The organism is Streptomyces sp. NPDC001068, from assembly GCF_042897315.1.
Lineage (GTDB): Bacteria > Actinomycetota > Actinomycetes > Streptomycetales > Streptomycetaceae > Streptomyces.
Genome location: NZ_JBIAYD010000004.1, coordinates 598,958 through 618,214 on the forward strand (window position 1 = coordinate 598,958; position 19,257 = coordinate 618,214).

The 19,257-nt window shown below is 71.2% G+C and carries 17 protein-coding genes and 1 rRNA gene; 9 read left to right on the plus strand and 9 right to left on the minus strand.

Annotated elements, in window-relative coordinates; all coding sequences use genetic code 11:
• Positions 1-46: 46 nt before the first annotated feature.
• Entirely contained in the window at positions 47-1,255 is a 1,209-nt protein-coding gene (serB, locus tag ACFY3I_RS15020; protein ID WP_365283654.1) for a phosphoserine phosphatase SerB, read from the minus strand.
• A 313-nt stretch (positions 1,256-1,568) separates the two neighbouring features.
• Complete coding sequence (locus tag ACFY3I_RS15025) at positions 1,569-3,872, minus strand: streptophobe family protein (protein ID WP_390860875.1); 2,304 nt, start codon at positions 3,870-3,872, stop codon at positions 1,569-1,571.
• Positions 3,873-4,104: 232 nt separating this feature from the next.
• Between ACFY3I_RS15025 and ACFY3I_RS15030 the strand changes: the two genes are divergently transcribed.
• Positions 4,105-6,639, plus strand: coding sequence for an FHA domain-containing protein (locus ACFY3I_RS15030; protein ID WP_390860876.1), 2,535 nt, complete (start codon positions 4,105-4,107; stop codon positions 6,637-6,639).
• An 89-nt stretch (positions 6,640-6,728) separates the two neighbouring features.
• Here ACFY3I_RS15030 and ACFY3I_RS15035 read toward each other — a convergent pair whose 3' ends face one another.
• The 3 genes from ACFY3I_RS15035 to ACFY3I_RS15045 all read right to left on the minus strand — a co-directional run bounded on the left by ACFY3I_RS15035 (position 6,729) and on the right by ACFY3I_RS15045 (position 9,642).
• On the minus strand, positions 6,729-7,571 hold the full coding sequence (locus ACFY3I_RS15035; RefSeq protein WP_390860877.1) for a transglycosylase SLT domain-containing protein: 843 nt from the start codon (positions 7,569-7,571) through the stop codon (positions 6,729-6,731).
• Between the two features lie 296 nt (positions 7,572-7,867).
• Positions 7,868-8,950: an S-adenosylmethionine:tRNA ribosyltransferase-isomerase gene (locus ACFY3I_RS15040; protein WP_390860878.1), complete on the minus strand. Its 1,083-nt coding sequence runs from the start codon at positions 8,948-8,950 to the stop codon at positions 7,868-7,870.
• Positions 8,947-9,642 (minus strand): SDR family NAD(P)-dependent oxidoreductase, encoded by a 696-nt coding sequence (locus ACFY3I_RS15045; RefSeq protein WP_390860879.1) that lies wholly within the window; start codon positions 9,640-9,642, stop codon positions 8,947-8,949. Before ACFY3I_RS15045 ends, ACFY3I_RS15040 begins: the two co-directional genes overlap by 4 nt.
• 226 nt (positions 9,643-9,868) lie before the next feature.
• Between ACFY3I_RS15045 and ACFY3I_RS15050 the strand changes: the two genes are divergently transcribed.
• The 3 genes from ACFY3I_RS15050 to ACFY3I_RS15060 all read left to right on the plus strand — a co-directional run bounded on the left by ACFY3I_RS15050 (position 9,869) and on the right by ACFY3I_RS15060 (position 12,065).
• A complete protein-coding gene (locus ACFY3I_RS15050; protein ID WP_390860880.1) occupies positions 9,869-11,014 on the plus strand; it encodes a GAF domain-containing sensor histidine kinase in 1,146 nt (381 codons plus the stop codon).
• Positions 11,007-11,648, plus strand: a complete 642-nt coding sequence (locus ACFY3I_RS15055) for a response regulator transcription factor (RefSeq protein ID WP_365283668.1) — start codon at positions 11,007-11,009, stop codon at positions 11,646-11,648. The genes ACFY3I_RS15050 and ACFY3I_RS15055 overlap by 8 nt, the downstream gene beginning before the upstream one ends.
• A gap of 168 nt (positions 11,649-11,816) precedes the next feature.
• A complete protein-coding gene (locus ACFY3I_RS15060; protein WP_365283670.1) occupies positions 11,817-12,065 on the plus strand; it encodes a chaplin in 249 nt (82 codons plus the stop codon).
• Between the two features lie 190 nt (positions 12,066-12,255).
• Here the strand turns inward: ACFY3I_RS15060 and ACFY3I_RS15065 are convergent, their stop codons facing one another.
• Positions 12,256-13,041, minus strand: coding sequence for a hypothetical protein (locus ACFY3I_RS15065; RefSeq protein ID WP_390860881.1), 786 nt, complete (start codon positions 13,039-13,041; stop codon positions 12,256-12,258).
• 150 nt (positions 13,042-13,191) lie between these two features.
• Here ACFY3I_RS15065 and ACFY3I_RS15070 point away from each other — a divergent pair, with 150 nt between their 5' ends.
• From ACFY3I_RS15070 to ACFY3I_RS15080, 3 genes are all read left to right on the plus strand, one after another.
• Entirely contained in the window at positions 13,192-13,983 is a 792-nt protein-coding gene (locus tag ACFY3I_RS15070) for an ABC transporter ATP-binding protein (RefSeq protein ID WP_365283674.1), read from the plus strand.
• An 84-nt stretch (positions 13,984-14,067) separates the two neighbouring features.
• Positions 14,068-14,499 (plus strand): NfeD family protein, encoded by a 432-nt coding sequence (locus ACFY3I_RS15075; RefSeq protein WP_390860882.1) that lies wholly within the window; start codon positions 14,068-14,070, stop codon positions 14,497-14,499.
• 130 nt (positions 14,500-14,629) lie between these two features.
• Positions 14,630-15,583 carry an SPFH domain-containing protein gene (locus tag ACFY3I_RS15080; protein ID WP_390860883.1) on the plus strand — a complete coding sequence of 318 codons (954 nt, stop codon included), beginning with the start codon at positions 14,630-14,632 and terminating at the stop codon, positions 15,581-15,583.
• 100 nt (positions 15,584-15,683) lie between these two features.
• Here ACFY3I_RS15080 and ACFY3I_RS15085 read toward each other — a convergent pair whose 3' ends face one another.
• From ACFY3I_RS15085 to ACFY3I_RS15095, 3 genes are all read right to left on the minus strand, one after another.
• Positions 15,684-16,205, minus strand: a complete 522-nt coding sequence (locus ACFY3I_RS15085) for an HNH endonuclease (RefSeq protein ID WP_365283680.1) — start codon at positions 16,203-16,205, stop codon at positions 15,684-15,686.
• Positions 16,206-16,372: 167 nt separating this feature from the next.
• Entirely contained in the window at positions 16,373-16,912 is a 540-nt protein-coding gene (locus ACFY3I_RS15090; protein WP_390860884.1) for a YbhB/YbcL family Raf kinase inhibitor-like protein, read from the minus strand.
• Between the two features lie 65 nt (positions 16,913-16,977).
• Positions 16,978-17,760: a sporulation protein gene (locus ACFY3I_RS15095; RefSeq protein WP_365283684.1), complete on the minus strand. Its 783-nt coding sequence runs from the start codon at positions 17,758-17,760 to the stop codon at positions 16,978-16,980.
• 136 nt (positions 17,761-17,896) lie between these two features.
• Between ACFY3I_RS15095 and ACFY3I_RS15100 the strand changes: the two genes are divergently transcribed.
• A complete protein-coding gene (locus tag ACFY3I_RS15100; protein ID WP_390860885.1) occupies positions 17,897-18,547 on the plus strand; it encodes a DNA-3-methyladenine glycosylase in 651 nt (216 codons plus the stop codon).
• A 619-nt stretch (positions 18,548-19,166) separates the two neighbouring features.
• Positions 19,167-19,257: ribosomal RNA gene (locus ACFY3I_RS15105) — 16S ribosomal RNA — on the plus strand; the annotation flags it as partial.

Sequence of the window (19,257 nt, forward strand, 5' to 3'; positions counted from 1 at the left end):
GGTGTCAGGCGCTGTCAGGTCCTGACAGGTCCGACCGGCCGCCGGCTCAGCTCTCGTCGTGGGTGTCCGCCGCCTCGACCTCTTCCCGGGTGACGCCCAGCAGGTACAGCACCGTGTCGAGGAAGGGGAAGTTCACCGCCGTGTGCGCGGCCTCACGGACCACCGGCTTGGCGTTGAAGGCGACACCGAGACCGGCCGCGTTCAGCATGTCCAGGTCGTTGGCGCCGTCACCGATGGCCACCGTCTGTGACAGCGGCAGACCCGCCTCGGCGGCGAACCTGCGCAGCAGCCGTGCCTTGCCCGCACGGTCCACGATCTCGCCGGTCACCCGGCCGGTCAGCTTGCCGTCGACGATCTCCAGCGTGTTGGCCTGGGCGAAGTCCAGCCCGAGCCGCTCCTGGAGATCGTCGGTGACCTGGGTGAAGCCGCCCGAGACGACACCGACCTGGTAGCCGAGCCGTTTCAGTGTGCGGATCAGGGTCCGGGCACCCGGCGTCAGCCGCACCTCGGCGCGCACCTTCCGCACGACCGACTCGTCCAGCCCCTTCAGCAGCGCCACGCGCGCGTGCAGCGACTGCTCGAAGTCCAGCTCCCCGCGCATCGCCGCCGCCGTCACCTCGGCGACCTCGTCCTCGCAGCCGGCGTGCGCGGCGAAGAGCTCGATGACCTCGTCCTGGATGAGCGTCGAGTCCACGTCCATGACCACCAGGCGCTGCGCCCGCCGGTGCAGCCCGGCCGCCACGACCGCGATGTCCACGCCGAGTTCCGCGGCGTCGGAGACCAGGGCCGTGCGCAGCGTCTCGGTCTCCACCCCGGAGACGGCGAACTCCACCGCGGTCACGGGGTACTTGGCGAGCCGGAAGATGCGGTCGATGTTGCCGCCGGCCTTGGCGATCCGGGCGGCGATGGCGGCCGTCGACTCGGCGGTCAGGGGATGACCGAGGACGGTGGCCAGCGAACGGCCGAGCCCGCGCGGGCGGTTGTCGCCGTGGCCGGAGATGATCTCCGCCTGCATCTTCACCGACTCGGCCCAGCTGTGCACGGTCGCCCTGAGGTCGCCCTCGAGTCCCGCGGGAGGCTGGGTCACGAGCGCGCACAGCACCAGCCGTCCCCGCGTGACGACCTGCTCGATGTCGACCACGTCGACCATGTACGCGGCAAGGGTGTCGAAGAGGCCGGCCGTGATGCCCGGCCTGTCCTTGCCGAAAATCTTGACGAGGAGAGTGGGGACCTCGGAGGTCTGCGGATCGCTCATGGTGTGACCACCGTAACCGGCACGCAGTGCCTGCGGCGCAGGTGGTCCGCCTGACGGACACGGAACAATAAGTGTCCGTCCGGTGTCGGACGCCTTGCCTCCGCACAACGGGCGAACGTGCGTGCGTCCTCGGTGGCCCGGGCGATCGTGCGTGCGTCCTCGGCGGTCCGGCGGCGGGACTCTCCGGCCGCCCTCTGCGCGCACGGTTCGGCGCGGGCCCACGCACGGTCCGGACGCCGCGGTACCGCCGCCGCACCCTGTCCCGGCGCGCGCCCTCACCGACGGCGCGCGCCCTCACCGACGGCGCGCGCCCTCACCGACGGGGCCGCTTGGGCGGCGGCGCGGGAGGTGGCGGCGGCGGGGGCGGCGGGCCCTGGTCGGGCCCGTCCGGCCGGCCCGCCTGCGATCCGCGCCGCGGCGAGCGCGTCGGCGGGTCCATGGGCCGCGCCATGGTGGGAGCGCCGTAGACGTCATCGGCGCCGGGCCGTCCGTCGGAGGGGTTGCGGTAGGGGGCATCGGCGCCGGGCCCTGCGTCGGAGGGAGCGCCGTAGGGGTTGTCGGCGCCGGGCCGTCCGTCGGAGGGGTTGCGGTAGGCGTCATCGGTGCCTGGCCGTCCGCCGCGGGCGTCCCCGTGGGCGTTGTCGGCGGAGGGCGCATCGCCACCGGCCCGCGGCCATTCCTCGGGTGACCGAGGGCCGCCGACCACCCCGCCGTCGGCCGGGGTCCCGGGCCCGCGGCCCCGACCGGCTCCCGCCCTGGAGTCCCGCGGTTGCCCCGGTCCTCCGTGCGGACCGCCCCGTTCTCCGTGGGTCCCGAAGCCCCGAGGAGCGTCGGCCGGAAACCCCTGTCCGTCGTACGGCCCCGGTCCCTGACCCTGTCGTGCCCCCGGTCCCTGACCCTGCGGTACTCCCGGCTCGTGACCCTGCCGTACCCCCGGTCGCCCGGGCCGGGACTCCGCGCCGCCGCCCCCGGGCTCGCGCAGTTCGTCCGGGATCCGGAGGTAGGGGTTGGTGGACGGATTCGGCGGGCGGTACGGAGCCGCCGGGACGTAGGGCCCCTCCGGCGTCCCGCCTCCCGGCGCTCCCGGCGCTCCCGGCGCTCCCGGCCCTCCCGGCCCTCCCGGGCCTCCGGGCCCTCCCGGCGTGCCCGACCCCGCGGGGCGGGACGGGACGGCGTCCGCGTCACCGCGTGCCAGCGGTGCCGCGCGGGTGCCCGCGGCGCCGGTCGCCCAGGCCAGCAGCGCCCCCGCCGCCCCCGCCGCCGCGCCCCACCCCGCGCCCAGGAGCAGGGCCATGCCCGGCTGCCCGTGCAGTTCGACGCCGGCGCCGAAGGCGTCGAAGCCCAGTACCGACAGCGACGCGTCCACGGACACGTCCGTCAGCCAGGCCAGCAGCGACAGGGTGAGCGCGGTCGCGACGGCCAGCCGCACCGCGCACCGCCCGGCGAACCCGAGCGCCCCGTGCCCCGTGCCCCGGCCGCCGGGCACGGTCGCCGCGCCATGGGCGGCCACCGGCGTCCGTACCGCCGTGAAGACTCCGGCGAGCAGCATCAGCAGTGCCGCGGCCACGCCCAGCAGCCATACCCGGCCGTCCAGGTCGGCCAGGCGGCCGAGTGTGACCGGGTGGTCGGACGGTGAGTTCAGCAGGTCGTCCAGGGGGTGCGGCAGGAACATGGTGAGCACGCCCGTCGCCCGGCCGTCGAAAGGGACGAGGAGGCCGATCGGGATGCCGAGCCAGACGCCGTTCGGGGCGCCGAGCAGCGCCGCGCCCATGATCCGGGCCGGGTGCGGGTCCCCGATCGCCGCGTAGGCCGCCGCCGCCCAGCCCGCCACGACCGCCACGAGCAGGACCGTCACCAGTGCCGAGACAGCCGGCCGTACCACCCGGTGCACGGCCTCCAGGCCGGGCGGCAGCGGCGTGCGGCGCGAGGCCAGCAGGGCGATCAGCAGGACGCCCGCCGACCAGCCGAGGCCACCGAGCAGGGTCGCCGTCGTGTCCACGCTGAAGCCGACCGCCGCGTTCGCGTGCACGAGGTCGCCGAGGCGGTCCGGCAGCAGCCCGCCGACGTCCCCGATGCCGGGGATCTTGAGCCCGCCGCCGTTGCCGCCGGTGCCGGGCAGCTTGTCCAGCCCCAGCGCGCCGCCGTCGATGGTGACGACCGAGTGCCCGGCCCAGGCCAGCCCGCCCAGCGTCGCCACGAACAGCACCACCACCGACCCGGCCCGGACCAGCAGTTCGGCCGGTGCGATCACAACTCCGGCCGCCCGCAGGGATCGTAGGAAGAACCAGGACAGGAGCAGGGCCCCCACCAGACTCACACCCAGTGGCGTGATGTCGATGGCAGTGGTGGCCTGTGCTCCTTTCAGGCCGAACGCGGACAGATCTCCGTCCGGTGTGACCGAACCACCCGCCCCGAGTGCCACAACAGCCGCTGTCATCGGGCCCAGTGAGCCCGCCGCGTCCGCCCGCAGCAGGTGCAGACCGAGCGCCGCGGTGCCCGCCATGCCGATCAACGCCCAGCTGACCGCGGCGATCGCGGACAGCAGGACGTCGCCCCAGGGCAGCCGCGCGCCGTGCCTCGTGCTCTCGACTCCCGTGCCGGACGTGCCAGGACCCATGGCCGACCCCCCGATCCGCTCACGCGCCGGGCCGCTCCGCCGCGCTTGTCCCCCTCGCGTGAATTACCACTCTCCGGCCCGGTTTCAACCCCGTCAACGGAAAGAGTCGAAGCGGTCGCACGAGGCCTGCGCAAGGCCCGACTTTCGGTCAGAGGGCCGAGCCTGAAATAGTTCCCGACGATGTTCGACATCCCTAGACTCCCTGTGATGGGGGTAACTCGGGGGACTACTCATGGGGCTTGGAGTGCCGGAACTCGTACTGGAATCAGACGGACGTACCTGGACGCTCGATCCGTCCAGGTCCTACACCCTCGGACGTGATCCGCAGGGGGACCTCGTGTTCGACGACGCCAGGGTCTCCTGGCGGCACGCCACGATCAGCTTCGACGGCCGCGGCTGGGTCATCGAGGACCACGGCAGTACCAACGGCACCTTCGCGCGGGGACAGCGGGTGCAGCGGACGGAGATCGGCCCGGGCACGGCCCTGCACCTCGGCAACGCGAACGACGGACCGCGGCTGAGCCTGTCCGGCACCGCGGCCGCCGACCCGGCCCGGGCGCAGCCCCGGCAGCAGCCGTACGCGGCGCAGGGCGCGGGCGGTGCGGGCTGGTCCCAGCCGCCTGCCGCGCAGCCGTCGGCCGCGCGGCAGGAGTGGCAGCAGGCCCCGCCGGCGATCCCGCAGCAGCAGGGCGCCCCGGCGATGGCCTCCGGCGGTGGCGCGGGGGCGCCGCCGGTCTACGGAGACCGCAGCCCGACCACGTTCCACCAGTTCTCCATCGGCCGTGTGATGCGCATCGGCCGTGCCCTGGAGAACGAGCTGGTCGTGTCCGACCTCCAGGTCTCCCGCCACCACGCCGAGTTCCACTCCACGCCCGACGGGCGCATGGAGATCCGCGACCTCGGCTCGCACAACGGCACGTACGTCAACGGTATGGCGATCGCCAAGGGCGGCACCGCGCTGCTCGACGCGGACGACATCGTCGGTGTCGGCCACTCCACCTTCCGGATCGTCGGCGACCGGCTGGAGGAGTTCGTCGACACCGGCGAGGTCTCCTTCTCGGCGCGGCACCTGACGGTCACGGTCGACGGCGGCAAGCAGATCCTCAAGGACGTCTCCTTCGGCGTCCCGGAGAAGTCCGTGATCGCGGTCATCGGCCCGTCCGGATCCGGCAAGTCGACCCTGCTCAAGGCGCTCACCGGCTACCGCCCCGCCAACGAGGGCGAGGTGCTGTACGACAACCGCAACCTCTACAAGCAGTTCGCCGAGCTGCGCCAGCGCATCGGTCTGGTCCCGCAGGACGACATCCTGCACAAGGAGCTGACCGTCAAGAGAGCCCTCAAGTACGCGGCCAAGCTGCGCTTCCCGGCCGACACCACCGGGCAGGAGCGCGACGACCGCATCGAAGAGGTGCTGCGCGAGCTGAAGCTCGACGTCCACAAGGACAAGAAGGTCACCTCCCTCTCGGGCGGCCAGCGCAAGCGGGTCTCGGTCGCCCTGGAGCTGCTCACCAAGCCGTCGCTGATCTTCCTCGACGAGCCGACCTCGGGCCTGGACCCGGGCATGGACCGCGATGTGATGCAGCTGCTGCGCGGCCTCGCCGACGACGGCCGTACGGTCCTCGTCGTCACGCACTCGGTGGCCGAGCTGGCGCTGTGCGACAAGCTCCTGGTGATGGCGCCGGGCGGCTCGGTCGCCTACTTCGGTCCGCCGGAGGAGGCGCTGAACTTCTTCGGCTACGACACCTGGGCCGACGTGTTCTCCGCCTTCGAGAACTACCGCGACTACGACTGGGCGGGCCGCTGGAAGGGCTCGCAGCACTACCAGATGTACGCCGCGGACATCGACGCGATCGCCCCGCAGTCCGTACAGATCCCCGCGATGCAGGCGATGCGGCCGAAGAAGCCGCAGAGCTGGGGGTCGCAGCTGATGACCCTGATCCGGAGGTACGTGTCGGTCATAGCCTCGGACCGCGGCTTCCTGCTGCTGACGGTGATCCTGCCGGCGGTGCTCGGCGCGGTCAGCCTGCTCATCGACAGCGACAAGACCCTGCTGGTGAACCCGGTCAACAGCAAGACCGGCATTCCCGTCCCCAACGGCACGGCGACCACGGTCCTGCTGATCCTCGCGGTCGGCGCCTGTTTCGCGGGCGCCGCGAACTCCGTCCGGGAGCTGATCAAGGAACGGGTGATCTACGAGCGGGAGCGCGCGGTCGGCCTGTCCCGGTCGGCGTACCTGATGTCCAAGGTGGTCGTGCTCGGTGCGATCACCGTGCTGCAGGGCCTGATGGTCGGCCTGATCGGCTTCTCCAGCCGGGTGATCCCCGACGAGGGCGTGGTCCTCGGCCACTCCGTCATCCTGGAGCTCTGCATCCCGATCATGGGACTCGGCTTCACCTCGATGATGTTCGGCCTGGTCATCTCCTCGCTGGTGAAGACGTCCGAGAAGACCATGCCCCTGCTGGTGATGTTCGCGATCATCCAGGTCGTGTTCACCGGCTGCCTGTTCACCCTGAACGGGGCGGTCGGCGCCAACCAGGTCTCGTTCCTGATGCCGTCCCGCTGGGCGGTGGGCGCCGCCGGCGCCACGCTGGACTTCAACAACATCGCGCCCAACACCGACGACCCGACCAGCAAGGATCCGCTCTGGCAGCACACGGCCGGCGCCTGGACCATGGACATGGCCGTGCTGATCGTCCTCGGCGTGCTGTGCGGCTTCCTGGTGGCCCGGTTCCTGCGCCGCCACGAGCCCGAGGTCATGCGCAAGTAGCACTCCGGTGCCCGTAGAACGCCTGAAGGGCGGCACCCCGCAGTGGGGTGCCGCCCTTCGGCGTGTGCGTGAAGAGGTCCGCGCAGGCCTCAGTACGCGCTGTTGACGTTGTCCATCGAACCGTACCGGTGGGCGGCGTAGTTGCAGGCGGCCGTGATGTTGGCGACCGGGTCGTAGATGTTCCACGAGGTGCCGGCCACGTGGTACGTGGCGAAGGTCGGCGGGATGACCTGGAGCAGACCCTTGGAGGGGATGCCGTTGATGGCGTTGATGTCCCAGTTGTTGATGGCGTTGGGGTTGCCGGAGGACTCCCGCATGATGTTGCGGTACAGGCCGTTGTAGGAGCCCGGGATGCCCTTGGAGCGCATGATGTCCAGGGACTGGCGGATCCAGCCGTCGAGGTTGTTGCCGTAGGACGTGGCGGGGCGCTGGAGCTGCGGGCGCTGCGCGGACCGGCTCGCGGCCTGCTTGGCCAGGTGCTTCACGTGGGCGGCGTGGGCGGCCTTGTTGGTGGCTGCCTCGACGTGCTTCACGTGGGCGTTGTGGGCCGCCTTGGCCTTCGCGGCGTGGACCGTCCTGACGTGCGCGACGTGCGCGGCGTGGACCTTCCTGAGGTGCGCGGTGTGGGCCGCGTGCACCTTCTTGACGTGGGCCACGTGCTTGGCGTGGGCCGAGGGCGCCTTCTTGGCGGCGATCGCCTCGACCTTGAGGTGCTGGGTCGCGAGCCGGTCGGTGACCGCGCCCTTGACGTCCTTGATCTGCTGCGTGCTGTACGCCACCTGCGCCGCGGCCTGGGGGGACACGTTCGCGACGGTCTCGGCGCTGCTGGGCACGGCCGAGATGGCGAGGGCGGCGGCGCCGAGCGTGGCGACACCGGCGAGCGCGATCTTGTGGTGCTTGGTCAGGGTCGGACTGTGGGAGTGCTTGGGCATAGCAGGTGACCTCTTCGAATAGCGCGGAGTCGCTCGTTGTCCGCGGGGGAGACCGGCTCCTCCTGCACGAACACCGCGGGGGGAACCCGCGGTGCTGAGCGACGAGAGCAATTCTTAGCGGCCGCAAAACGCCCTGGCAAAGGTGTGACGTACGATCCCCGGTAGTTGAACCCGGAGGGGCAAAACGGGACAGACTAGGTCGTCTGTCCCGTTCACCGAGGGACCCTTTATCTCCTATGTCCGTTCGTACGTGATGTGCGCCCTATGTGCGCCCTCACATCGCGGCGCCCCGAATCTCACCACGAGTTGCTTGAGCAATGCTCTGCGTGAGCCCCCTCCTCCGGGAGGATGAGGTGCACGTCGCCGAACTCGTGCCACAGGTAGAGCCCGCCCAGCGCCTCCTGGTAGCTGCGGTCGACGGCGGCCCGGCCCGCGACCGCCTCCAGCATCAGCAGATGCGACGCCTCCGGCTCGTGCAGCCCGGTCAGCAGCCCGTCCACCACCCGCACACCGCGACCGGGCGTCACGACGAGCTCCGTCCACCCTCCGGCCGCCCGCACCACCCCGTCCGCGTCCGCCGCCGACTCCACGGCCCGCACGGCCGTCGTCCCGACGGCGACGACCCGCCTGCCGCCCGCCCTGGCCGCGTTGATCAGCCGCGCCGACGCCGCCGGCACGGCGAAGCGTTCCGCGTACGGCGGCTCGTGCGCCTCCGCCGACGACACCCCCGTGTGCAGCGTGATCGGCGCGAACTGCACGCCCCGGCTCACCAGCTCCGCCACCAGCCGCGCGGTGAAGGGCCGCGCCGCACTCGGCATCTCCGCGCTCCCGGCCCCGTCGGCCGAGGGCAGCGCGAACACCGTCTGGTACACCGACAACGGCTGGTCCCGCTCCGTATAGGAGTAACGGATGGGACGCCCGTGCTCCCGCAGCAGCCCCGGCACGTCCCCCGTGACCCGTGCCCACCACAACCGCTCACCCCGCGCGCTCAGCGGCTCCGCCAGGACCAGCCGCCCGCCCCCGGGCAGCCGCACCTCACTCCCCGCGGACGCGCCCGCCCGCGCGCGAGTGGTCCCCCTGCCGTCCGGCTCCCGCAGCTCGACCGCCCACCTGCCGTCGTCCCCCCTGGTGGAGAAGTGCACCACCACGCGCGCGTGCCCGACCCGCCCGTCCACGGCGGCCGCCAGCGTCGGCGAGGTGTTCACCACCAGCAGGTCCCCGGCCCGCAGCAGCACCGGCAGCTCGGCGAAGGCGTGATGCGACACCGCGGTCCCGCGCGACACCAGCAGCCGCACGGCATCCCGCTCCAGCCCCGGCCCGCGCTGCTCGGCCGGCACTCGCGCCGACAGCTCCTCGGGCACCCTCAGCGCGGTCGTCATCGCCCCTCCACCAGCGCGGGCGCGTCGTAGCGGCCGCTGGCCGGCCGCTCGTCCAGCAACCGCAGGAACGCCGGTACGACGCTCTCCGGCGCCGGCCGCGGGTCGTCGTCGTCCGGTACGGCCGCCGCGTACAGGCCGGTCGCCATGTCGCCGGGATCCACCGCCCACACCCGCAACCCCGGCTCCTCCACACCGAGCACCGCGGCCAGCTGGTCCAGGGCCGCCTTCGAGGCGCCGTACCCGCCCCAGGTCGCATAGGCCTCCGCGCCCGCGTCCGAGCTGACCGCCACCACCGCACCGGCCGCCGACTCCCGCAGCAGCGGCAGCGCCTCCTGGACCAGGCCCAGCGCGGCCACCACGTTGACCTCCAGGGCCCGGCGCAGTCCCGGCAGCGGCAGCTCGCCGAGGCGCACCAGCGGCTCGGCACCCAGCGCGCTGGCGTTGCTCACCACCAGGTCCAGCCCGCCCAGCCGGCCCGCCGCGGCCACCAGGTCGGCCCGGTGCCCGGCGTCCGTGACGTCGCCGGGCAGCGCCGCCACCCGCGTCCCCGGCCCCGAGACGGCCTCCGCGGCCTCCTTCAGCGCGCCCGCGCCCCTGGCGTCCAGCACCAGGTCCCAGCCGCGCGCGGCCAGCGCCGCCGCCAGCGCCCGCCCCAGCCCCTTCGACGCCCCCGTGATGATCGCTACCGGCATGACAACCGTCCCCTCGGCTCCGTCCGCCCGCGTCGGCGGAGATCCCAACCTAGGAACGGCACCGCCCCGGCCGCCTCGGACGCGAGCCGCAACCGGGCGGGGTCCTTCGGACTAAGCCGCCGGTCGGGGGCCCTGGGCCTAGGACCCGAGGCCTACGGCCAAGGGCCCGGCCCCCCGCCACCGAAGGCCGATCACCGCTGTCGCACCCCGCCGGTACCGTGAGGACATGAGCCAAGGTCCCCGGTCCGGCCTCGCGGCGGTCAGCGCCGCGCTGCTGGCCATGAGCAGGCACCTGGAGGTGCGCGACGTCCTCAAGACGATCGTCGCCTCCGCCCGTGAACTGCTCGACGCCCAGTACGCGGCGCTCGGGGTCCCCGACGACCACGGCGGCTTCGCGCAGTTCGTCGTCGACGGTGTCACCGACGCCCAGTGGAAGGCCATCGGCCCGCTCCCGCGCCAGCACGGCATCCTGGCCGCGATGCTCCAGGAGGCCAAGGTCGAGCGGCTCGCCGACGTCCGCGCGGACCCCCGTTTCGAGGGCTGGCCCTCCGCCCACCCCGAGATGTCCGACTTCCTGGGCCTGCCGATCCGCGACGGCGACGAGACCATCGGCGCGTTGTTCCTCGCCAACAAGAGGTGTGCCAGGCCCGGGGGCGGCTGCGGCTTCACCGCGGAGGACGAGGAACTCCTCTCCATCCTCGCCCAGCACGCGGCCATCGCCCTCACCAACGCCCGCCTCTACGAGCGCAGCCGCGAGCTGACCATCGCCGAGGAGCGCTCCCGGCTCGCCCACGAGCTGCACGACGCGGTGAGCCAGAAGCTCTTCTCCCTGCGGCTCACCGCCCAGGCGGCCGCCGCCCTCGTCGACCGCGACCCCTCCCGTGCCAAGGGCGAGCTGCAGCAGGTGGCGGCGCTCGCCGCCGAGGCCACCGAGGAACTGCGCGCCGCGGTCGTGGAGCTGCGCCCCGCCGCCCTCGACGAGGACGGCCTGATCGCCACCCTCCGCACCCAGATCCAGGTCCTCGACCGCGCCCACGACGCGCGGGTGACCTTCGCGGGCAACGGCTTCCGCGCTCTGCCCGCGGCCCAGGAGGAGGCGCTGCTGCGGGTGGCCCAGGAAGCCCTGCACAACGCCCTGCGGCACTCCGGCGCCGAGCACGTCGACGTCAGCGTGAACCGGCGGGGCGGCGGAGCGGTGCTGCGGGTCACCGACGACGGCGCGGGCTTCGACCCGCACGTCATCCGCAGCGCCGGACGCCATCTCGGCCTGGTCTCCATGCGGGACCGGGCGAGCGGGGTCGGCGGCACGCTCACCGTGGAATCGGCGCCCGGCAAGGGCACCACGATCGAGATGGAGGTCCCCGGTGGCTGACGCGATCAGGGTCCTGCTCGTGGACGACCACCAGGTCGTCCGCCGGGGACTGCGCACCTTTCTGGAGATCCAGGACGACATAGAGGTCGTCGGCGAGGCGGCCGACGGTGCCGAGGGCGTCGAACGCGCGCAGGAACTGAGTCCCGAGGTCGTCCTCATGGACGTCAAGATGCCGGGCATGGACGGCGTGGAGGCGCTGCGCAGGCTCCGCGAACTCGACAACCCCGCGCGCGTGCTCATCGTCACGAGCTTCATGGAGCAGCGCACGGTGGTCCCGGCCCTGCGCGCCGGCGCCGCCGGGTACGTCTACAAGGACGTCGATCCCGACGCGCTCGCCACCGCCATCCGCTCGGTCCACGCCGGGCACGTCGTGCTCCAGCCGGAGGTGGCAGGCGCCCTGCTCTCCCAGGAGGAGGCCAACTCCGGGCAGGGCCGTGGCGGGTCGCTCACCGAACGGGAACGCGAGGTGCTCGGGCTGATCGCCGACGGCCGCTCCAACCGGGAGATAGCCCGTGCGCTGGTGCTCTCCGAGAAGACCGTCAAGACGCACGTCTCGAACATCCTGATGAAACTCGACCTCGCCGACCGCACCCAGGCCGCCCTGTGGGCCGTACGCCACGGCGTGACCGGCTGAAACGCCCTCCGCAACGCTTCACCGGCGGCAACCTGAAGGGTCGTCCTACGGACTGAGATTCATACCGTCGTGGGAATGTCACCCGGACGGCGCATCCTCTCCCGGCCACCCGCGTTCTCAGTGCGTGCCGCGGTGACCGCCGCGGCGATCGCCAAGGAGGGTCAAGAAGTGAAGAACCTGAAGAAGGCAGCGGCCGTGACGATGGTGGCCGGCGGGATCGTGGCCGCGGGCGCGGGGATGGCCTCCGCCCACACCGGCGGCTCGCACGCCGACGGCGGGGCCCACGGCTCTCCGGGCGTCGTCTCGGGCAACGTCATCCAGGTCCCGGTCCACATCCCGGTCAACGCCGTCGGCAACAGCGTCAACGTCATCGGCGTCCTGAACCCCGCCTTCGGCAACCTCGGCCTCAACCACTGAGACCGCGCCGCACCGCGGCATCGACCTCCGGCCTTCCGGGTACGCCCGGGAGGCCGGTCGGCTTGCCGTCCCGCACGGTGGCCCGGCGTCCCGCCCCGGGCCCCCTCCGGGAGACGGCGGGAACCGTCGGACCCGCCCCGGTGCCGCGACCGGAAGGGTTCACCGGCTCGCGGCGTCCTCTCCACTCACCTCAGCGCCCCCGCTCGCGCTCCTCCACCACCGAGTTGTACGCGGCGACCTGCGCCCGCCGGGCCGTCCGCTCCACCGGCCGCAGGGCCAGCGACCGCCCCGCCATCTCCGACGCGCTCACCGCACCGCCGTGCCCGTTCTCGTACGCCAGCGAGACCAGCATCCCGACCCGCTGCGCCAGCTCCAGCACCCGTACCGCCCGCGGGGGATACCCGGGGGCCAGCACCTCCCGCCCCCGCGCGGCCCGGGCCCGGTAGGCGTCGATCGCCGCCTCCGCCACCGGACCCGACCCGGCGACGTCCAGCTTCGACAGCACCTCGGTCGCGTCCCTGAGCGCCTCCGCCAGCTCCCGCTCCGCCTCGCCCAGCGAGGGCACGTCCGCGGGCGGGGCCTCCCGCACCGGCAGCACGTGCCAGACCACCTCGACGTGCACGTCACCGGCGGGACCGGCCTCGGACACCTCCGGCACCAGCCCGAAGGCGGCACCGTGACAGACGACCGCCTCCTCGGCCTCCAGGGCCCGCGCGTTGAACTCCGGCGGACCGCTCAGCCCCAGCGGATGCCCGGGCGCCGGCAGCGCGACGCACAGCCCGGACGCCCCCAGCGTCCGCAGCCGCCCCAGCGCCAGCGTGAGCCCGACCGGAGCCGGCTCCCCGGGCAGCCCCGCCACCCGGTGCAGCGCGTCCTCGCCGACGACGGCGAGCACGGCTTCGTCCGGGGAGACGAGTCCGGCCAATAGGGCATTTCCCCACGCGGCGAGGCGTCCTGAACGCGGTTCCGAGAGCATGCCCCCACCCTAAGGACCGGACCGATGGAATGGAGCGCCGCCCTCGTGGCGTAGATTTCATAAGGGCCGCGCCCACCGGCGCCGCCGCCCGAGCCACCGGCGTACGCGCCAGCCGAGACCGGCCACACTGCAAGGGGAGACAACGCGCTCATGAGCGATGTTCTGGAGCTTCAGGACGTATCCGTGGTCCGGGAGGGACGGGCTCTGGTGGACCAGGTCTCCTGGTCGGTGAAGGAGGGCGAGCGCTGGGTCATCCTCGGCCCCAACGGCGCCGGCAAGACCACCCTCCTCAACATCGCCTCCAGCTACCTCTTCCCCAGCAAGGGCACCGCCACCATCCTCGGCGACACCCTCGGCAAGGTCGACGTCTTCGACCTGCGCCCGCGCATCGGCGTGGCCGGCATCGCCATGGCCGAGAAGCTCCCCAAGAGCCAGACCGTCCTGGAGACCGTGCTCACCGCCGCCTACGGCATGACCGCCCACTGGCAGGAGGAGTACGACGCGGTCGACGAGGAGCGCGCCCGCGCCTTCCTCGACCGCCTCGGCATGACCGACTACGTGGACCGGAAGTTCGGCACCCTCTCCGAGGGCGAGCGCAAGCGCACCCTGATCGCCCGCGCCCTGATGACCGACCCCGAGCTGCTGCTGCTCGACGAGCCCGCCGCGGGCCTCGACCTCGGCGGCCGCGAGGACCTGGTCCGCCGCCTCGGCAGGCTCGCCCGCGATCCGATCGCCCCCTCCATGATCATGGTGACCCACCACGTCGAGGAGATCGCCCCCGGCTTCACCCACGTCCTGATGATCCGCCAGGGCAAGGTCCTCACCGCCGGCCCGCTGGAGCTCGAACTCTCCTCCCGCAACCTCTCCCTCTGCTTCGGCCTCCCGCTCGTCGTCGAGCAGCTCGGCGACCGCTGGACCGCCCACGGACTCCCGCTGTCCTGACGGCTCCCGACGGGTCCCTGACGGACGCACAGCCCCGGTGAAGCACCCTGTCGAGGTGGGTACCCGCGGCCCTACCATGACGATGTGAACAGCATCGACGCATGGGTGTGGTGGCTCGTCGGCGCGGTGGCGCTCGGAATCCCGCTCGTGGTGACCGCGATGCCGGAGTTCGGCATGTTCGCGGTCGGTGCGCTGGCCGCCGCGGCCGCCGCCGGACTGGGTGCCGGCGCCGTGATCCAGGTGCTCGTCTTCGTCGTCGTCTCCGTCGCCCTGATCGCCGTCGTACGGCCCATCGCATCCCGGCACGCCGCCCAGCGGCCCGGACTCGCCACGGGCATCGACGCGTTGAAGGGCAAGCAGGCCGTCGTGCTGGAACGCGTCGACGGATCCGGCGGACGGATCAAGCTGGCCGGCGAGATCTGGTCGGCCCGCTCACTCGACACCGGGCGCGCCTACGAAGCCGGGGAGGAAGTGGACGTCGTGGAGATCGAGGGAGCCACGGCCATCGTCATCTGACCTCGTACGACGCAACTCGTCGGAAGGACTCCCGAGTTGGGCGACGGTCTGTCAGACTCGTGCAGCAAGATCTTCGACAACCATGAGATATGCCGAAGCGCCGAGGCGGAGAAGGGTACGGGGAGCGACGATGGAACCGGTCATCATCGTCCTGGTCATTCTGGTGGTGTTGGTCTTCATCGCCCTGATCAAGACGATCCAAGTCATCCCACAGGCGAGCGCCGCCATCGTGGAGCGCTTCGGCCGCTACACGCGGACCCTGAACGCGGGCCTGAACATCGTGGTCCCGTTCATAGACACCATCCGCAACCGCATCGACCTGCGTGAACAGGTCGTGCCGTTCCCGCCCCAGCCGGTGATCACCCAGGACAACCTGGTCGTGAACATCGACACGGTCATCTACTACCAGGTCACCGACGCGCGGGCCGCCACCTACGAGGTCGCCAGCTACATCCAGGCCATCGAGCAGCTCACGGTCACCACGCTGCGCAACATCATCGGCGGCATGGACCTGGAGCGCACCCTGACCTCCCGCGAGGAGATCAACGCGGCCCTGCGCGGCGTCCTCGACGAGGCCACCGGCAAGTGGGGCATCCGCGTCAACCGCGTCGAGCTCAAGGCGATCGAACCGCCCACCTCCATCCAGGACTCGATGGAGAAGCAGATGCGCGCCGACCGTGACAAGCGCGCCGCGATCCTCACCGCGGAAGGCACCCGCCAGGCCGCGATCCTCACCGCCGAGGGCGAGAAGCAGTCCCAGATCCTGCGCGCCGAGGGTGAGGCCAAGGCGGCCGCCCTGCGCGCCGAGGGCGAGGCCCAGGCGGTCCGCACGGTCTTCGAGGCGATCCACGCCGGCGACCCGGACCAGAAGCTGCTCTCCTACCAGTACCTCCAGATGCTCCCGAAGATCGCCGAGGGCGACGCCAACAAGCTCTGGATCGTCCCCAGCGAGATCGGCGACGCCCTCAAGGGCCTCTCCGGCGCGATGGGCAACTTCGGCAACCTGGGCGGCGGTTCCGGCGGCGGCGGCAGCAGCGGCAGCGTCCCGGCCCAGGAACGCCGCGAGAAGCCCCACATCGACTAGGGCGCCCCTGCAGACAGACGTTCCCCGCGCCCACCCTCCTGGGGGCGCGGGGAACTGCGCGACAAGCCACGACATGGCCGTGGCCGCCGAACGACCGGGGTCAGGCAGCCTCTGAGGCGGCCACATCCCCCGCGAGCCACTCAGGAAGCGACGCCAGGTCCTCCGCCCCCATCGCCAACAGCATCGCGTCCTGCGGCGAAGGCTCGAACGGCTTCCGGAGCAACGGCATCCCCGCCTGCTCAGGCGTCCGGGCCGCCTTACGGTGATTGTCCTCCGCGCACGAGGCCACCGTGTTCAGCCACGAGTCCTGACCGCCCTGGGCCCGAGGCACCACGTGGTCGACGGTCGTCGCCCGCCGCCCGCAGTACGCGCACCGGTGCCGGTCCCTGACCAGCACACCCCGCCTCGACCAGGGCGCCTGTCTCCGGAACGGTACCCGTACGTAGCGGCACAGCCTGATCACTCGAGGCGCAGGTATGTCCACATCGGCACCGCGCATGCGCAGTTCGGGGTGGGCCTGCTCGACAACGGCCTTGTCCTGAAGCACCAGGACGACGGCTCGATTCAACGTCACCGTAGACAGCGGCTCGAAGCTCGCGTTCAGCACCAGCGTGTCACGCATCCAGCCCACCTCCCATGTGCACCGTGCCCACCCCCGGCGGGCTTGGATCAACTCTGGACGGGCGCGCCGAGATGGACAACGCAATAAAAACTGCCCGCCCCTGATCACTTCCATGACCAGGGACGGGCAAACGTTCAATGAACGCTTGGCTGATTCCGCGAAGTACGTCAGCCCTTCTCGGGGTTCTCGTACTCGCCGATCAACTGCGCGCGGGCGATCGCGTGGAACCGCAGGTTGAAACCGACGACCGCCGGTGACACGTCGGCGTCCGGACCGAGCTTCTCCTGGTCCACCGCGTACACCGTGAAGACGTACCGGTGCGAACCGTCCCCGGGCGGCGGCGCGGCACCGCCGAAGTCCTTCGACCCGTAGTCGTTGCGCACCTGCATGGCGCCCTCGGGCAAGCCCTCGAACTTGCCGCTGCCCGCACCCGCCGGCAGTTCGGTCACCGAGGCCGGGATGTCGAACACGGACCAGTGCCAGAACCCGCTTCCCGTCGGCGCGTCCGGGTCGTAGCAGGTCACGGCGAAGCTCTTGGTCCCGGCCGGGAAGCCCTCCCACCGCAGCTGCGGTGAGGTGTTGCCCTTGTCGTAGACCTGAGCGTCCTTGAGCGTCGCCCCTTCCTCGACGTCCTCGCTCGTCACCGTGAACGACGGAACGGGCGGATGGAAGTCATGGGGGAGCGGCCGCCGCTTGAGCTCGGTCACCTCGGTACCTCCTGATCGATGCGGATCGGCTGCGGAGGCCGTGACGGACTCCGCGCCTCCCGAGCCTAGAACCAGTTGCGCTTGCTGCCGACCTCGGACAGCCACTGGTTGAGATAACCCGCCCAGTCGGTCCCGTGGAAGTCGTGCAGACCCACCTGGAACGACCGGAAGGTGTCACTGCCCTCGCTGAACAGCCCCGGCTTCTTGTCCATTTCCAGGATGACGTCCATAGCCTGCGCGTCCGCCACGAAGCTCAGCTCGACCTGGTTCAGGCCGCGGTACTGGGACGGCGGGTGGAACTCGACCTCCTGGTAGAACGGCAGGGTCTGCCGGGTCCCCCGGATGTGGCCGCGTTCCAGGTCCGCGTTCTTGAACCGGAAACCGAGCTGGATGAAGGCGTCCAGGATCGCCTTCTGGGCCGGCAGCGGGTGCACGTTGATCGGGTCCAGGTCACCGGAGTCCACGGCACGCGCGATCTCCAGCTCGGTGGTCACGCCGATGTGCATCCCGCGCAGCGCCTGCCCGTCGATCATGGTGACCGGCGTCTCCCACGGGATCTCCAGCCCGAACGGCACCGCGTGCACCGCACCGGCCTGGAGCTCGAAGGCACCGCCGAGCCGCACCTTGCCGAAGTCGATGTTCTGCTTGAACTCCTCGTCGCCGTGCTCCACCTCGACCCGCGCCTGGAGACCCACGGACAGCCCCTGGATCTCCTGGTTCACCGACCCGCCCTGGATCCGCACCTCGCCCTGGACGACGCCACCCGGTACGACGTTGGCCTCGGTGAGCACCGTCTCCACGGACGCCCCGCCGGCCCCCAGGCTCGCGAGCAGCTTCTTGAACCCCATGACTCTCCCTTTACGTACGGACCCTTGATCCCTACAAACGCGATCCGGCCGCGACCGGTTCCGGCCCACACCCTGGCAAGGAGACCAATCCTTGACCACCCCTTGGCATCCACGGCCTGGACTAGGCTCGGACGCCATGATCTCGCCCCCGGACCGTACGCCACTTCAAAGGGACTTCTTCGACCGCCCTGTACTGGAGGTCGCCCCCGATCTCCTCGGGCGCGTCGTCCTGCGCACCACCCCGGAGGGTCCGATCGCGGTCCGCATCACGGAGGTGGAGGCGTACGACGGCCCGAACGATCCCGGGTCGCACGCCTACCGGGGCCGCACACCCCGCAACGAGGTGATGTTCGGTCCACCCGGACACGTGTACGTCTACTTCACGTACGGCATGTGGTCCTGCATGAACCTCGTCTGCGGTCCCGTGGGCAACCCGAGCGGGGTCCTGCTCCGCGCCGGCGAGATCGTCGAGGGCGCCGCGCTGGCCCGTAAACGTCGACTTTCGGCCCGCTACGACAGAGAACTGGCCAAAGGCCCGGCCCGCCTGGCGACCGCCCTGGGCGTCGACCGGGCCCTGGACGGCACGGACGCGTGTGCCGCCGGCGAGACACCGCTGCGCATGCTGACCGGTACCCCCGTCCCCTCCGACCAGGTACGCAACGGTCCGCGCACCGGGGTCGCCGGCGAGGGCGGCGACGGGGAGGTCCATCCGTGGCGATACTGGGTCGCCAACGACCCCACGGTCAGCCCCTACCGGGCGCACGTACCCCGGCGCCGTTCAAGTTGACGCGCGCTTGGAAGGTGCGTAATGTGGCCCGAGCCGCTGAACCGGGTACGGTGTTCGCCAGCAGTCGGAAGCGGCCACCCACTACCTACGACTTCCCCTGACGGGGTCGGATTCGTCATGCCCGCATGCTCGAATTCGAACTCGCGGAACTCGATTATGAGTCCCGACGGGAATCGGCTAACGTAGTGAATGTCGAAAGGCCGACCGGCGAAAGCCGAAAAGCCCTGGACAACCCGCCGACCGGGAATCGGACGCCGAAAGGATCTGATAGAGTCGGAACCGCCGGAAAGGGAAACGCGAAAGCGGAAACCTGGAAAGCGCCGAGGAAATCGGATCGGAAAGATCTGATAGAGTCGGAAACGCAAGAACGAAGGGAAGCCCGGAGGAAAGCCCGAGAGGGTGAGTACAAAGGAAGCGACCGTTCCTTGAGAACTCAACAGCGTGCCAAAAGTCAACGCCAGATATGTTGATTACCCCGTCTCCGGCCGAATCTTCGGTTGGGACGAGGTTCCTTTGAAGAAAACACAGCGAGGACGCTGTGAACCATCGGACTATTCCTCCGGTGGTTCCGCTCTCGTGGTGTCGCCCCGCGCTTTTAAATAAGCACAGCGGGAAAACATTCACGGAGAGTTTGATCCTGGCTCAGGACGAACGCTGGCGGCGTGCTTAACACATGCAAGTCGAACGATGAACCACTTCGGTGGGGATTA

Bases quoted from the DNA above. Each gene is read 5' to 3' on its own strand.
- ACFY3I_RS15065 (WP_390860881.1), bottom strand. From the start codon at position 13,041: ATGCTCTCGGAACCGCGTTCAGGACGCCTCGCCGCGTGGGGAAATGCC.
- ACFY3I_RS15030 (WP_390860876.1), top strand. From the start codon at position 4,105: ATGGGGCTTGGAGTGCCGGAACTCGTACTGGAATCAGACGGACGTACC.
- ACFY3I_RS15085 (WP_365283680.1), bottom strand. From the start codon at position 16,205: ATGCGTGACACGCTGGTGCTGAACGCGAGCTTCGAGCCGCTGTCTACG.
- ACFY3I_RS15070 (WP_365283674.1), top strand. From the start codon at position 13,192: ATGAGCGATGTTCTGGAGCTTCAGGACGTATCCGTGGTCCGGGAGGGA.
- ACFY3I_RS15095 (WP_365283684.1), bottom strand. From the start codon at position 17,760: ATGGGGTTCAAGAAGCTGCTCGCGAGCCTGGGGGCCGGCGGGGCGTCC.
- ACFY3I_RS15025 (WP_390860875.1), bottom strand. From the start codon at position 3,872: ATGGGTCCTGGCACGTCCGGCACGGGAGTCGAGAGCACGAGGCACGGC.
- ACFY3I_RS15045 (WP_390860879.1), bottom strand. From the start codon at position 9,642: ATGCCGGTAGCGATCATCACGGGGGCGTCGAAGGGGCTGGGGCGGGCG.
- ACFY3I_RS15100 (WP_390860885.1), top strand. From the start codon at position 17,897: ATGATCTCGCCCCCGGACCGTACGCCACTTCAAAGGGACTTCTTCGAC.
- ACFY3I_RS15080 (WP_390860883.1), top strand. From the start codon at position 14,630: ATGGAACCGGTCATCATCGTCCTGGTCATTCTGGTGGTGTTGGTCTTC.
- serB (WP_365283654.1), bottom strand. From the start codon at position 1,255: ATGAGCGATCCGCAGACCTCCGAGGTCCCCACTCTCCTCGTCAAGATT.
- ACFY3I_RS15035 (WP_390860877.1), bottom strand. From the start codon at position 7,571: ATGCCCAAGCACTCCCACAGTCCGACCCTGACCAAGCACCACAAGATC.
- ACFY3I_RS15040 (WP_390860878.1), bottom strand. From the start codon at position 8,950: ATGACGACCGCGCTGAGGGTGCCCGAGGAGCTGTCGGCGCGAGTGCCG.
- ACFY3I_RS15050 (WP_390860880.1), top strand. From the start codon at position 9,869: ATGAGCCAAGGTCCCCGGTCCGGCCTCGCGGCGGTCAGCGCCGCGCTG.